Raw genomic sequence first — 14,186 nt, forward strand, 5'->3', positions numbered from 1 at the left:
GTTGGCAGCATGACCGTCCGACTCACGATCGCCGACCCCGCGGGAGCGGCGTCGTACCTGCTCAAGGTCGACGAGGCCACGACGATCGGCGAGGTCGCCGAGTCGCTCGGCGTGCCGCACGAGTCGCTCGACCCGAGCGCCACGACCGCGACTCCGCTGGGCGAGTCGATGCTCCTCTCCGGTGCGACGGTTCCGCCGTCGAACTCGGTCGAGCTGGCGCCGGGCGCCCTCCGCCTCGAGGTCGTCGGCGGCCCGTTCGCCGGTGACACCGTCCCGCTCATGCCGGGCGGCACGATCTCGATCGGCAGCGGCCGGGCGGCATCCCTCGCGATCGCGGACCCCGCGCTCGCGCCCGAGCACGCGACGCTCGCGCTCGTCCGCACCGACACTGCCGACGGCCGGCCCGCACCGCTGAAGGCGATGCTCACCCCGGTCGGCGGTGCGCAGATGTGGGTCAACGGCGACGCCGTGGACGGCGAAGCCGAACTCGTGCCGGCCGACCTGTTCCAGCTCGGCAACAGCATGTTCCGCATCGGCGTCGCGCCCGGCTCCGACGCCGACCTCACCCGCGACGCGCTCGGCGCACGCGCCTTCAACCGGCCGTCGCGCATCCACCCGTCCAAGAGCCAGCCCGTCGTCCAGCTGCCGGGCGACAAGCCCGACGACCCCGACCAGTCGCCGTTGCCGTGGCTGTCGGCGATCATCCCGGTCGTGCTCGGCGTCACCATGGCGGTGCTCTTCCAGCGCCCGATCATGCTCATGATGGCCGCAGCCAGCCCGATCATGGTGATCGGTTCGTTCCTCACGAATCGCAAGCTCGCCAAGAAGAAGGGCATGAAGACCGAGCAGCAGTGGATCGACGAGGTGAAGGCGGCGGGCCGGCGCATCGCCGAGCTCGCCAAGGCGCAGCGCCTCGACGGCTGGTACCGCATGCCCGACCCGGTCGTCATCGCGGACATCGCCACCCGCCCGCTCGCGCGGCTCTGGGAGCGTCGCCGAGTCGACGACGACGCGATGCAGCTGCGCGTGGGCGTCACCGAGGTGCAGCTCGACGTGCGATTCGAGGGCGGCGGCCGCGACCGCTCCTCCGAGCCCTCCGTCGGCGTCACCCCGCAGCCGGTGGCCGCCGACTTCAGGTCTGGCGTCGTCGGCATCGCCGGGCCGCCCGATGCCGTGCGCAACGTCGCGCGCGCAATGGTGACCTCGTACGCGACCCTGCGTTCGCCCCGAGACGCCGAACTCGTGGTGGTGTGCGACGCGGCCGACGACGCCGAGTGGGGGTGGACCCAGTGGCTGCCGCACACCCAGGCCACGAGCACCGTCGCGGCCATGCTCGGCAACACCGACGACACGCGCCGCGAGCGGCTGCGCGAGGTCGCGGTCATGCTCGAGAACCGGATGCGCAGCGCGGGCCAGCGCGGTGCCCCCGCGGCCTCCGACGTCCTCCTCGTCGTCGACGGCGCACGCGACTACCGGATGCTGCCGGGCATGGTGCCGATCCTCGAGCACGGCCCGGCGCACGGCATCCACGTGCTCGCACTCGACTCGGAGCGGGCGCGCCTTCCCGAAGAGGCGGCGAGCGTCATCCTCATCGACCCGTCCGACCCCGCGCTCGGCCGCTTCGAGACGGGCAAGGAGTACTACCCGACCGTGCTGCTCGACGGCGTCTCGATCCCGGCATCACAGCGCATCGCGCGCAGCCTCTGCTCGATCCAGCACGTCTCGGGCGTCGGCGACGACGCGATGCTGCCCACGAGCGTGCGCATGGTCGACCTCCTCAATATCGACCTCGAGGACCCGTCGCCGATCATGCAGCGCTGGGCCAAGCAGCCGCGCAACACCTTCGTGGTCGTCGGCGCGAACGCCGACGGCGAGTTCGCGCTCGACATCTCGCGCGACGGCCCGCACGCGCTCGTGGCCGGCACGACCGGATCCGGCAAGTCCGAGTTCCTCCAGGCGCTCGTCGTGAGCCTCGCCATGGCGAACCGGCCCGACGCGCTCAACTTCGTGCTCGTCGACTACAAGGGCGGCTCGGCCTTCGCCGACTGCGAGCGGCTGCCGCACACGGTCGGCATGGTGACGAACCTCGACGCGCGCGAGACCGAGCGCGCGCTCGCGTCGCTCGACGCCGAGCTCAAGCGTCGTGAGGTCGTGCTGCGCGACATGGCGGCGAAGGACGTCGACGCCGCATGGGCGAAGGACGCCGACACCGCGGCCCGGCGGGGCCTCGCCCGGCTCATGATCGTGATCGACGAGTTCGCCGAGCTCAAGACCGAGCTGCCCGAGTTCATCGACGGCCTCGTGCGCATCGCCCGCGTCGGCCGTTCGCTCGGTGTCAACCTCGTGCTCGCGACCCAGCGCCCGGCGGGTGTGATCACCGCCGAGATGCAGTCGAACATCAACCTCCGCGTCGCGCTTCGCGTCACCGACCGCTCGGACTCGTCCGACGTGCTCGGCTCGGGAGAGGCCGCGCTCATCAGCGCCTCCACGCCCGGTCGCGGCTTCGTCCGGCTCGGACCGAGCGCCGCGCCGAGCGGCTTCCAGACCGCGCGCGTGGCGGGCATCCGCCCGGGTGCCCAGCGCTCGGTGAAAGTCCTGCCGCCCGCCGCCAAGCTCGAGTGGGAGACCCTCGGGTTCCCGGTGCGGTTCCCGAAGCAGCCGGCAGCGGTCGAGGAGAACCGGGATCACGACGACACCGACCTCCGTGCGCTCGTCGACGTCATCACCGAGGCGACGAACCGGCTCGGCATCCAGAAGAACCCGTCGCCGTGGCTCCTGCCCCTGCCGGCGGTGCTCCCGCTCGAGCGCCTCGCCGACGCTCCCCTCGCTCCAGCCGAACTGCTGCTCGGCCTCGAGGACGTTCCGGGGGAGCAGTCGCAGCGCAGCCTCACCTGGGACGTCGCGACGGGCTCGCACATCCTCTTCCTCGGCGGATCGATGTCGGGTCGGACGACGGCTCTGCGCACCCTCCTCGCCCAGGCGGTCCAGCGGTTCACGCCTGGCGACCTGCACCTCTACATCAGCGACTTCGGCAACGGCGCGCTGCTGCCGTTCGCCGACGCCCCGCAGTGCGGCGCCGTCGTCACGCAGCTCGACGGCGACCGGCTCCCGCGACTCATGCAGCGCATGCTCGAGGAGCTCGCGACCCGCCAGACCGTGCTCTCGAACGCGGGCGTCGGCCACATCAACGAGCAGCGCGCCCACGCCGACCCCGCGACCGCCCTGCCGTACGCGATCTTCGCGGTCGACGGCTGGGAGCGCATGCTGTCGACGATGAACCCCGACCAGCTCGTCACCTTCCGCGACCAGTTCATGCGGATCCTCCGCGAGGGCCCGGCGGTCGGCGTGCGCGTGCTCATGACCGGCGACCGCGGCATCTCGGGCGACAAGGTCTCGTCGTTCATCGACGAGCAGTACGCCCTGCCGATGCGCGACCTGAACGACTACCGCACCGCGGGCATCATGGCCAAGGACATTCCGCTCGACCTGCCGCCGGGCCGGGCGCTGTGGGGCGCCCAGGGCTCCGAAGCGCAGCTGGCGGTGCTCGTCCGCGACACGAGCGGCGAGGCGCAGACCACGGCGCTGCGTCGCATCATCGAGCACGTCCGCGACCACTTCGACCAGTTCCCGCAGTTGCAGGAGCTGCCGCAGCCGTTCCGCGTCGATCCGCTGCCCGGGTACATGGCCCTGACGACGGCCTACGAACTGCCGCTCGGCGACGGCGGCCCCGAGCACGGCATCGTCGTCGCGATCGGCGGCGACCGGTTGTCGAAGTTCACGCTCGACTGGCCCGGCGAGGGCGGGTTCATCGTCGCGGGGGACCGGCGGTCGGGGCGGTCGTCGGCGCTCGCCGCGCTCGTGCACCAGCTCGCCTGGCGCAAGGAGCCGCTGCTCGTCGTGGCACCGCGAGCGTCGGTGCTCACCGAACTCGCCGATGCCGCAGGCATCCCGGTCATCCGCACCGGCGACGTGCAGCCGCCGCAGCTCGACGAAGTCCTCGCGCCGCTCGACGGGGCCAGGCTCACGGTCGTCGTCGACGATGCGGAGCAGTTCAAGAACGCGCCGATCGAGCACGCGCTCACGGGCATCAAGCACCGGGCGACCTTCATCGTCGCCGCCGACTCCGACTCGCTCTCGACGCTGTTCGGCGGGCCGTTCGTCGAGGCGAAGAAGGCTCGGCGGGCGTTCGTGCTCCGCCCGAACCAGGCCATGATCGGCACGCAGGCCGTCGGCGCGCCGATCCCGAAGTTCATGCTCGGGCACTCGACCCCCGGCGGCGGGGTGTTCCTGTCGGCCGGAGGCTGGATGCCGGCGAGGGTTCCCGACCCCCGGCAGTGATCGGGAACGGTGCGCACGCGGCACGTGCGCGAGGCATCCACAGGTGGATCGTCGCGTCGGCCGGAGAACATAGACTCGACGGGGTCGGTCGACCCGGAACGGAAAGGTGACGGACTGTGGCCTCTGCACGGTGCGCGTATTGCGACGCCACGCTGCAACCCAACAGCATGTTCTGCGCCGAGTGCGGCCAGCTCGTGCCGCAACTGAGCCGGCCGCCGGCGCCGGCGTCACTGCCCGGTGCGGCACGGCCGACGCCCGCGCCCGGCGCCGTGGCGGCGCCGGCGGCGCCGCGGCAGCCGATCGACCCGGTGCCGCTGCCCTCGCTGCTGCCGTGGCAGCAGGCGAAGGCGAACGAGCAGCCGGTCGTGGCCTCCGCCCCGCCGGTGCTGCAGAAGGTCGAGCTCCTGTTCTCGACGGGGCAGCACGTGATGGTCAGCGGCCGGGCCGTCATCGGCCGCAAGCCCGCGCAGACCGCCGCGGCGACGGGGGTGCAGGCGATCGAGGTGCTCGACGACACCCGTTCGGTGTCGCGCGTGCACCTGTACTTCGAGCTCATCGAGGGGCGCATCACCGTCGCCGACGCCGGATCGAGCAACGGCTCGCACGTCGAGCGCGCCGGTCAGGAGATTCCGCTGGCGGGCTCGGGTGATGTCGTCGAGGTCGTCCCCGGCGACCGCGTATGGGTCGGCGACATCAGCTTCGAGATGCGCGCCGCCGCCTGAGCGGCGCGCTGCCGTCGCGCGAACCGGCGTCGCTCGGTGGGCGGCCGTGCCGCTCGACTGCGGAACCCGACGGTCCGCGTCCGCGACCGCCTCCGCGCCCCCGGAGGCGCGGCCGACAGCGACTCAGTCGCGCAGGAACGGGTCGAGGAATCCGTTGACGATCGTCTGGCTCGCGCGCGACCCGTACTGGTCGGCCGTCACCAGGCTGATCGCGTTGTAGGCATTGCCCGAGAGCGTCACGAGGGGCAGCGGCTGCCACTCGCGACCGACCTTTGCGGTCACCGCCACGTACGCGACCGAGTCGGCGGGCGCGAGCCAGGTCGCGAGCACGACGTTGCCGTGCTTGGCGACGGGGAGCGGGAGGTAGACGCGCGGGTCGCCCGTGCGGACGCGCTCGAGCAGCGCGCCGGCGTCCTGCGGGGCGACGGCCAGGTACGTGTTCACCCGCTGCTTCAGCTTCGTGCCGGTCGCGACGCGTTCCCAGCGGTACGACCACGCGAACAGCCAGATGAGTCCGCACACGAGCGCCGCTGCACTGAGCAGTACCGCGCCGGGAGCCACGAACGTGCGCAGGCCGGATCGACGTCCCTGCATGTCGGACGAGACCTCGACGAGCGCGTCGTACATGACGAACGAGAGCACGAGGCAGATCGCGCCGGCGGCGACCATGACGAGCGCCGCGATGATCTGGCCTCGGGAGCGCACACGACGCACCTCCGTGCTCGCGGCGTGCATCGGCAGTTCCTGCGGTTCGCTCACGCGATCCCCTTCTTCTCGACGGGCCACTTCAGATCGATCATCGGCCCCTTCCACTCGAAGTATGCGAACACCTTGGTGAACGAACGAGCCGGGATGCCTCGGCGCTCTGCCTCCCGGATGAGCACCTGCGCGGCCTGGAGCGCCGTGGCGTCGTCGACGACGGCGTCGAGCATCAGCGGAATCAGGCCGCGCCGAGTGCCGTCGAACCGGTCGAACAGCGTGACGCGGTCGGCGCCCCGCGCGCCGGCGAACGCGCGTCGGAGTGCTTCGCCGTCGCGGACGCCGATCTCGCAGAGGAGCGTCGCACTGCCCGACCTGACGGTCGCACGCGCGAGCGGGCCGGAGAACGGCAGGTCCTGGACGCGGGCGCTGCGCGCTCGGTCGTCGAGCACCCCGACGAACACGATCTCCGTCCACGGGATGAGGGGTGCCCCCGCGAGCCGGATCCCCTCGGTCTCGACGGCGACGGCGACGTCGTCGTCGGTCACGAGCAGGCCGAGCGCGCGGCGGCGCCGCGAGGCGAGGAGCACCGAGACCGCGCAGGCCGCGACGCCGAGGCTCGCGATCGTGATGGTGAACCAGCCGAGGCCGGCGATGACGGCGACGGCGAGGCCGACGGCGAGGAGCACCCCGATCGCGGCGCCGGTGAGCAGCATGCCCGAGTTCCACCGCCCCGTGCGGTCGACCTTCGCGTGGTCGACGTGTGCCTCGTAGACGATCTCCGGCACGACGTCACCTCCGTCAGATTTCGAGTGCCCTGCGGCACGTCAGCCTACCCTGTGCGCCCGGCCCGAACCGCGCCGGCATCGGCGCAGCGTCGGGCGGGAAGGGGATGGGGAGTTGTCCCCATCGGTGATCTGGGGCGGAGCAGGTAGCGTGGTGCAGACGTCGGGGTTGAACTGTCGGCTCCACGTCGTGTCAAGCAATTCTGTGCTGATTCAACGGAGGAAATCATGGCGGAGATCCGCGTCACTTCTGAGTCCCTCGCCGGCGTCGCCGGCCAGCTTTCGAGCGGGTCGCAGTCGATCGAGTCGCAGCTGTCGAACCTGAAGTCGCTCGTCGAGGGCCTCATCTCGGGCGACTGGTCGGGTACGGCCTCGCAGAGCTTCAACGAGCTCTACTCGCAGTGGGACCAGGCCGGCCTGCAGCTGAAGGAGTCCCTGCAGGGCATCAGCGACCTGCTGAACCAGGCTTCGCTGTCGTACGAAGACAGCGAGAACGCGATCGCCGGTACGTTCAACGGCTGACACCGGTCTATCGGGTGCCGGTGCATGAAGGTGCCGGCACCTTGCCACGAGCGAGGGGTCTGGGATGGTCTACTTCAAGGTACGCGCGGATTCGCTGAGCGAAGTCGCCGCGTTGATCGGCTCGGTCGTCACGACGTTCGATGCGAATCTCGCATCGGTCGATCGCGTCGTGACGCGGATGGCCGGGACGACGTGGGTCGGCGAAGACGCGGAGAAGTTCGCCGAGAACTGGGGCACGTTCCTGACCCTCGCCGGACAGGTGCGGTTGTCGTTGACCGGCCTGCAGCACGGGCTCATGGCGGCCGACGGCTCGTACACGCAGACCGAGTCGGGCGTCGGCGGCAGCTTCCGCCAGGGCCGGCAGGGGCTCGTCGCGGTGCGCAACGCATCGGGCGGGCTCGGCAAGCGCGTCGCCTCGGGCGAGGAGAAGGCCGAGGACATGGCCGAGTTCTTCGGCCGCGACTACGCGGGCGACGATGAGGTCGAGCAGTTCGGCGGCGGGGCCCTCGGCGCTCGTCGCGGCGGGCAGGCCACGGGTGGCGGCTCGGGCGACTCCGACGGAGACGGCGACGACGACTCGATCGGCACCGGGGTGTTCCGCCTCGACGCCGACGGCGAGCCGTACGTGCCCGAGGCGGGGCCGACGTTGACCGCATCCGGTGCCGAGGCTTCCGACGGCGAAGCGATCGTGCGCGGTGAAGGTGGAGGTGACGGTCGTGGCTGAGCAGCAGGCCGATACTGCGGAGTTGCAGGCATTGGTGCAGACGATGGGCGAGCTGGTCGCGTACTGCTCCGCACTGAAGCAGGGTGCGAGCGGGTTCGCCTACATGCTCCCGGCGGAGTGGCAGGGTCCCGCGATGCAGTCGTTCCTGGGTGCGTTCAGCGCATGGGCCGTCGGAGCCACCGCGCTCGAGCAGACGGCCGACGGATTGCTGGCGCAGGCGCAGGTCACGTTCGATGCGTACACGGCGACGATCGAGGGACTCGATTCGTCGTGGGCGGATCTCGAGTCGAGTTTGGGGTAGTTCGTGGTACAGGTGCGGTTGGACTCGGCTCGGCTGGTCCAAGACGGTGAAGAGCTGTATGGCATCGCCCAGTCGTTGGACGGAGCGATCTCGGCGTTGACGTCGTCGCTGTCCGGTGCCGGCGGAATGGCGGGCGACGACAACGCGGCGGAGGAGTTCTGCCAGGGCAGCGACGGGTACGACGCCCTCGCCGGCCCGACGATCGACGGGGTGCGCTCGTTCGCGAACGGGCTGCGAATCCTCGACGCGGGCCTGTCCAACTCAGGGCGCGCGTACGACGGGGCCCAGAAGCCGGGTGCCGGGCTCGACCCGGCGACGGCGCAGCCGGCGACGGCGACCCCCTTCATCGACGAGTCGAAGTCGAATCCGCCGGACGCGCTGGGCGCCGGGTGGCCCGGGCCGCTGGGGGAGTTCCAGGAGCTCATCGAGTGGGGTCTGGCGCAGGTCGGGGTGGTCATCCCGACCGGCGACGAGGACAAGCTCGCCAACGCCGCCGAAGCGTGGGGGACCTTCGCCTCGAGCGTGCGCTCGGCGAAGTCCAAGGTCTCTGGCAGCATGTCGAGCATCTCCGCGATGACCGTGCCGCAACAGCAGTCGATGCTCTCGTGCCGCCAGGGCATCGCGTCGGGCCTCGGCGACATGGTCACGAGCGCCGAGGGCATGCAGACCTGGATCAGCGACTTCCGCACCCAGTTGCGCGACATGCGCGAGGAGCTGGGATGGTTCCTCAAGCAGATGGCGATCGAGATCGCCGCGGAACTGGCGATCGGCGGTCTCCTGTCGATCGTGACGGCGGGCATCGGTGCCCTGGCCACCGCGGCGAAGGTGTCGACGACGATCATCCGCTGGTGCGTGAAGATCGCGAAGCTCATCGAACGACTGCGCGACTTCCTCCGCGGCATCCGCGGCGTGCAGGGCGTGCTGGTGCGCGGCGGGCTGCGCGCGGCCAAGGAGGGCCTGCAGGCCGGCCTCGCGTCGGCGATCTCGACGGCGAGCGTGAACGCCATGCGCTCGGGCGACAAGGACTACACCTCGCAGGACGTCGGCACGGCGTTCCTCTCCGCGTTCGCGGGCGGCGCCGTGGCGTCGCCGCTGTCGCGGGTGCTCGGCGGGTCGGGTGGTCCCGGCCTCCGCAACGGTCTCCGAGAGGTCGCCGGTGAGACGGGGGCAGGTGCCGTCGACGGCCTCGCGAGCTCCGCGGTCGAGTCGGCGGTGACCGGCGAGGAGTTCAACCCGATCTCCGACATGGTGCTCGGCGCGCTGCTCGGCGGCTCGCTGACCGCAGGCGGTCGTGGCATCAACGCGCTTCGCCCGGGCGGGTCGGGTCACGGGCCGTCGGCGACCGAGACGCCCGGCATCGACGTCGGCTCCGACTCGCAGCCGACACCGGGTGGCGGCTCCGGCTCGTCGAACCAACCGGCTGGATCCGGCCCGGTCGACGTGTCGAACGACTCCCCGACGCCCGGTGCGGGCGACGCGGGCGGTTCGGGTGCCGGTGACGGCAGCCCGGTCGAGGTCTCGAACGACGCGCCGACCCCGGGTTCGGGCGACGCGGGTGGTTCGGGTGCCGGTGACGGCAGCTCGGTCGAGGTGCCGACGGCTCCTGAGGCTGGTTCGCCGACGGCTCCTGAGGCTGGTTCGCCGACGGCTCCTGAGGCTGGTTCACCCACGGCTCCTGAGGCTGGTTCACCCACGGCTCCCGAGGCCGCTGCGCCGACGGCTCCCGAGGCCGCTGCGCCGGCTTCGCCCGAGAGCGCGTCGCCGGAGGCTCCTGAAGCCGGCACCCCTGCGGCGGCCGCATCCGGAACGTCGACCTCGGCGCCGACGTCGGGTGCGACGGCCCCGGCCGACGTCGATGTCGACATCGAGTTGACCGATGTGCCCACACAGCTCGACGGCGACTCGGTCGCGGCCGAGGTCGGGTCGTCGAAGGACGGCGACGCCGAGGCATCCCCCGAGTCGAATGAGCTCACGCTGGAAGACGTGGCTCCGGTGGCGGGCGCGGGCGCCGCAGCGGCGGGGGCCGCCGCCCTGCTCAGCAAGCCCTCGATCCTGCCGACGAACCTGTTCGGCGGCTCGGGCACCGCAACGCCCACGACGTCGTCGGCCGCCGGTGCCGGAGCGGGCGGTGCGACGCCGGCCACTCCTGCGGCACCCGCCGGCGCCCAGCCGGGCACTCCTGGCGGCACCGCGGCGGGCGACGGCTCGGCGCCGCAGCAGCCGGCCAACGGCACCGGTGACGGCTCGAGCGCCGACTCGAACCAGCCGTCGGGCAACCACTCCGACCGTACGCTCGCGGAGATCGATCAGGCCCTCGCGCAGATCAACCCGCACTACGACCCGTCCGACCCGGCCAACGGGTACGCCACGAACTGCGGCAACACCTCGTCGAACCTCAACGACTTCCTCAACGGGACGTCGTCGGCGGAAGCCACGACCGGCACGCTCGACATCTCGCAGATGGAGGCGCGCACCGGCAACCCGCAGACGCCGATGACGCCGGCCCAGATCGACGCCACGCTGCGCGACATGGGTCCCGGGTCGCACTGCGTGGTCGGCATCGACCGCTCCACCGGCGACGGTCACTGGTTCAATGCGTACTTCGACGGCACCACGGTGTGGTCGCTCGACGCGCAGACCGGCAGCCGCTCGCCGTGGCCGCCGAACGAGCCGAGCGCGACGACCTGGGACGCGTCGATCCAGCCCGAGCACGTCACCAACCCCGACGGGTCGAAGCCGAACGCGAAGCCCGACGCGTCGACGCCCAGTGCGCCGGACGCGACGACGCCGAGTGCGCCGAGCGCGACGACGCCGAGTGCGCCTGCTGCACCGACGGCGCCGCCCGCCCCGAGCACGCCGGCCGCGACCGCGCCCCACTCGGGAGCACCGGCACCGGCACCGGCACCGGCATCGCCGGTCGCGACGACCCCGGAGGCCACGGCGTCCACCACCCCCGCAGGCTCGGAGGGTACGTCCTCCGGGACGGATGGCGACGGCGGTGACCGGAGCGGTTCCGGGTTCACGAGTCAGGCGACCGTGTCGCCGACGCACCCGTCGGATGGCTCGGCGGGGCCGGGCACGACGTACAACGGCTACAACATCCCCGATCTGACGCCCGAGATCCGGAGCCAGCTGACCGCCCTCGCGGCGCAGCCGAACTCGCCGATCGTCGCGAACGACGATGGCTCGTTCTCGCTGAAGAACGCGATCACGGTCGACGCGTTCAACCGGAAGGACCCGAATCTTCCGAAGAACCCGAACCATGACTGGGCCGAGTTCCAGCGCCAGGTCGGTCTGCAGCAGCAGGGGCTGAACGACCTGACGGTGTCGGAGTGGCAGCACAACATCAACTTCTACGACCGCGAGAACCGGGTCGCGCAGGACCTGCAGAAGTCGGCGTTGAAGACGTTGACCGCCAACGGCGTACGTGTGACCTACCCGACGCCCGCGGTGCTGCACGGCCCCGATCAGATCGCGGGCGGCCGGGCCGACCGTTTCGATGGCGCGGGTCACTCACCGATCAACAGCGCGCTCGGTGCCGGGTGGCCGGGCCGTCGTCTCGACGACCTGCGTGCGGATGTCGCGGGTGCTGTGCGGAAGATCGATCCGGCGCTGCGCGCGCACATCAAGCTGAACGTCCAGCTCGGTGCGCACAATCTCGAGACCGGTGTCTCGGCCACGCAGGCGACCCTGACCTCCGCGAAGCCGGTGACGTCGGGGCCGGCTCCGGCGCCGGGAGCCGCAGGTTCGGGGGCGCAGGCCGGCTCGGCCCCGGCAGCGCCGGGCTCGTCCGCCGCGAGCCCGGCTCCGGCGCCCGCCGCCGCGGCGACCGCGCCGGCTGCGAGCACGTCGACCGCTGCGACTCCGGGTGCGTCGACGGGCGCAACGGGCGGCGCGAACGCGACCTCGGTGTCGCGTGCCGGTGCCGGCGGCACCACGAGCGGTGCGGACGCGGGTGCGACGCGGGCGGCCGCGGTCGGTTCTGCCGATGGTGCAGGCAGCCCGTCGGCGTCGACCGGCACACCGTGGACCCCCGAGATGGGCGACCCGGTGCTGTCCGGCGCCGATCACGGCCCCAGCTGGGAGCGCGTCCCCGACCATGCGTCGACGAGTCCCGTCGACCCGAACTACGGCGACGTGCGCAACCCGGGCGAGAGCGGCCACCTGGCCGACCCGTTCGCCCACCCGGGAACGGTCCCCTCGGAGATCTCGCATCTCATCACCGACCCGGAGGCGCCGTACGGCCGTGGGGACGACGGCACGCCGTACACGCGTGACGAGTGGGAGAGCCGCTACACCAACGCGCAGGGTCGTCCGGTCTACCCGGGCAACCACGGCGCGAACCCCGACACGTTCGTCGAATACTCGGGCCCCGACGCGCTCGACGCGTTCGTCCGCGACTACGGCGACGAGCTCGACCGGATGGGTGGCCCGTACGGAGACTTCCTCTCCTTCCCCGGCACCCCGTTCGAGGCGCGGTCGCTGCCGCCGAGCAACTTGAGCGACCCGTACTCGATCTACCGGTTCGGCGACTCACTTCCGGCGGGCACCCGTATCGAGGTCTCCGAGATCGCGCCGGCGTTCGGGCGCGACGGCGGCGGACTGCAGGTCCGGATCCTCGACTCGGACGGCAATGCGCTCACGGTCGACCAGATGATCTCCGACGGCACCCTCGTGCGGACGGATGTCGACGGCGCTTCGGGAACGTACTCGGACCCGCGGTCGCCGATGTCGCCGGAGGATGCCGCGGGGCGGCCGATCCCGACCCCGCACCCGACTCCGGCGGAATCGTCCGACGTTCCGGCCGCGCCAGAACTGTCGCGAAACGGGTCGGCGACCCCGCCGACCGGTGCGACCGGGCCGGCGGTGACGGTCGACGCGGGCACGCCCGAGTCGACGTCGACCGACGCGGGCACGCCCGAGTCGACGTCGACCGACGCGGGCACGCCCGACTCGTCTTCAACCGATGACGGGACGCCCGACCCTGAAGCGGGCGACCCCCAGACCGCCGTGGCTGAGACCACCGAGGCGGAAACCGCCGATGCTGAGACCACTGCGGCGCAGACCGGTTCGGAGACGGCTGAAGCCTCGCCCGCTGAGGACGCCGACGCGGATGCCGCATCCCAGCCGTCCCTCGCGGACCTCTGCGAGGTGAACGGAAACGGCGCTTCGCAGGCTTCGATCGACCAGGCGCGGGTGCAGGCCGAGGAACTCTTCGGTGGTCTCGCGCCCGAGAACCGTGCACTGCTCGCGGCGAATCCGGTGGCCATCGACATCATCCCCGCGGGGAAGAAGCTCACCGAGCTTGCGGAATATGCGCACCTGGCGGGCCTGCAGACCTTCGACGGTCGCCAGTGGGCCGACGTCCGGGGAATCCAGGATGTCGTGAACGGGCGGGTCAGGGTCGCCATCGGTGAGGAGGCGCTCGCAGCCGTTCCGCAGGGCTACGGGCCCGGCTTCGTCGCCGCACACGAGGGCGGTCACGGGCTGCAGCGTTCCGCACTGACGCCCGATCAGGTGAACACCCTCGCGCAGCTCCACGCCGACCGCGTCGCCGCTCAGCCGGTCGTGAACAGCGGCACCGCCGGGGGATCCGGCCACAAGGACTGGCTGGATCCCGACTGGTACTCGGCGGCGAACAAGGAGGAGTACTTCGCGAACTCCGTGGCCGCCTACCATGGTCACGCGTACAGTCCGAACGCGGCGGTGACCGCGAAGTACACGCGGGAGTGGCTGCGAGTGAACGATCCGAAGATGTTCGCTCTGATCGATGGGCTCTACGGAGCGAAGGGAGCGCAGTGAACCGGATCCAGGAAGACCCGCCCCGGTATCGGGTGTTCGCCGGTGATCGTCTCGCCCTCGAACTGCGGGGCGAAGGCGGGATCCTCGTGAGCACGTCGACGCCACCGCCGCCGCCCGGCGCACCGCCGGTGACCCATCCGTTCGCGACGGCGACCTTCTACATGTCGGTGAACGAGGGTGAGCTCGGCAGTCTGCTCCGGGGCGCCGCCGATCTCGATTCGTTCCTCGACTCGGTTCGAGCGCTCGGGTACCGGGTCGAATCCGTGCACGAGTGAGCGGACGTCGTTCCGCCC

Annotated in this window: 9 protein-coding genes; 7 read left to right on the plus strand and 2 right to left on the minus strand. The window is 71.5% G+C overall.

The window, feature by feature from the left end; all coding sequences use genetic code 11:
* Window positions 1–9: 9 nt before the first annotated feature.
* Together PX701_RS03040 and PX701_RS03045 are read left to right on the plus strand one after the other, a co-directional pair.
* Window positions 10–4,338 (plus strand): FtsK/SpoIIIE domain-containing protein, encoded by a 4,329-nt coding sequence (locus PX701_RS03040; protein WP_275505451.1) that lies wholly within the window; start codon window positions 10–12, stop codon window positions 4,336–4,338.
* Window positions 4,339–4,454: 116 nt separating this feature from the next.
* On the plus strand, window positions 4,455–5,060 hold the full coding sequence (locus tag PX701_RS03045; protein ID WP_275505452.1) for an FHA domain-containing protein: 606 nt from the start codon (window positions 4,455–4,457) through the stop codon (window positions 5,058–5,060).
* A gap of 123 nt (window positions 5,061–5,183) precedes the next feature.
* Here the strand turns inward: PX701_RS03045 and PX701_RS03050 are convergent, their stop codons facing one another.
* Window positions 5,184–5,819: a hypothetical protein gene (locus PX701_RS03050; protein ID WP_231430079.1), complete on the minus strand. Its 636-nt coding sequence runs from the start codon at window positions 5,817–5,819 to the stop codon at window positions 5,184–5,186.
* Window positions 5,816–6,547 (minus strand): hypothetical protein, encoded by a 732-nt coding sequence (locus PX701_RS03055; protein WP_275505453.1) that lies wholly within the window; start codon window positions 6,545–6,547, stop codon window positions 5,816–5,818. Before PX701_RS03055 ends, PX701_RS03050 begins: the two co-directional genes overlap by 4 nt.
* Window positions 6,548–6,772: 225 nt before the next feature.
* Between PX701_RS03055 and PX701_RS03060 the strand changes: the two genes are divergently transcribed.
* From PX701_RS03060 to PX701_RS03080, 5 genes are all read left to right on the plus strand, one after another.
* Window positions 6,773–7,066, plus strand: a complete 294-nt coding sequence (locus tag PX701_RS03060) for a WXG100 family type VII secretion target (protein WP_231430081.1) — start codon at window positions 6,773–6,775, stop codon at window positions 7,064–7,066.
* 64 nt (window positions 7,067–7,130) lie between these two features.
* Window positions 7,131–7,790 (plus strand): WXG100 family type VII secretion target, encoded by a 660-nt coding sequence (locus PX701_RS03065; protein ID WP_231430082.1) that lies wholly within the window; start codon window positions 7,131–7,133, stop codon window positions 7,788–7,790.
* Window positions 7,783–8,091 (plus strand): hypothetical protein, encoded by a 309-nt coding sequence (locus PX701_RS03070; protein WP_231430083.1) that lies wholly within the window; start codon window positions 7,783–7,785, stop codon window positions 8,089–8,091. Before PX701_RS03065 ends, PX701_RS03070 begins: the two co-directional genes overlap by 8 nt.
* 96 nt (window positions 8,092–8,187) lie before the next feature.
* Window positions 8,188–13,893 (plus strand): glycohydrolase toxin TNT-related protein, encoded by a 5,706-nt coding sequence (locus tag PX701_RS03075; RefSeq protein ID WP_275505454.1) that lies wholly within the window; start codon window positions 8,188–8,190, stop codon window positions 13,891–13,893.
* Window positions 13,890–14,168 carry a hypothetical protein gene (locus tag PX701_RS03080; protein WP_231430084.1) on the plus strand — a complete coding sequence of 93 codons (279 nt, stop codon included), beginning with the start codon at window positions 13,890–13,892 and terminating at the stop codon, window positions 14,166–14,168. The genes PX701_RS03075 and PX701_RS03080 overlap by 4 nt, the downstream gene beginning before the upstream one ends.
* The last annotated feature ends 18 nt before the right edge of the window (window positions 14,169–14,186 follow it).

It is taken from the genome of Agromyces chromiiresistens (assembly GCF_029167465.1).
Classification (GTDB): domain Bacteria; phylum Actinomycetota; class Actinomycetes; order Actinomycetales; family Microbacteriaceae; genus Agromyces; species Agromyces chromiiresistens.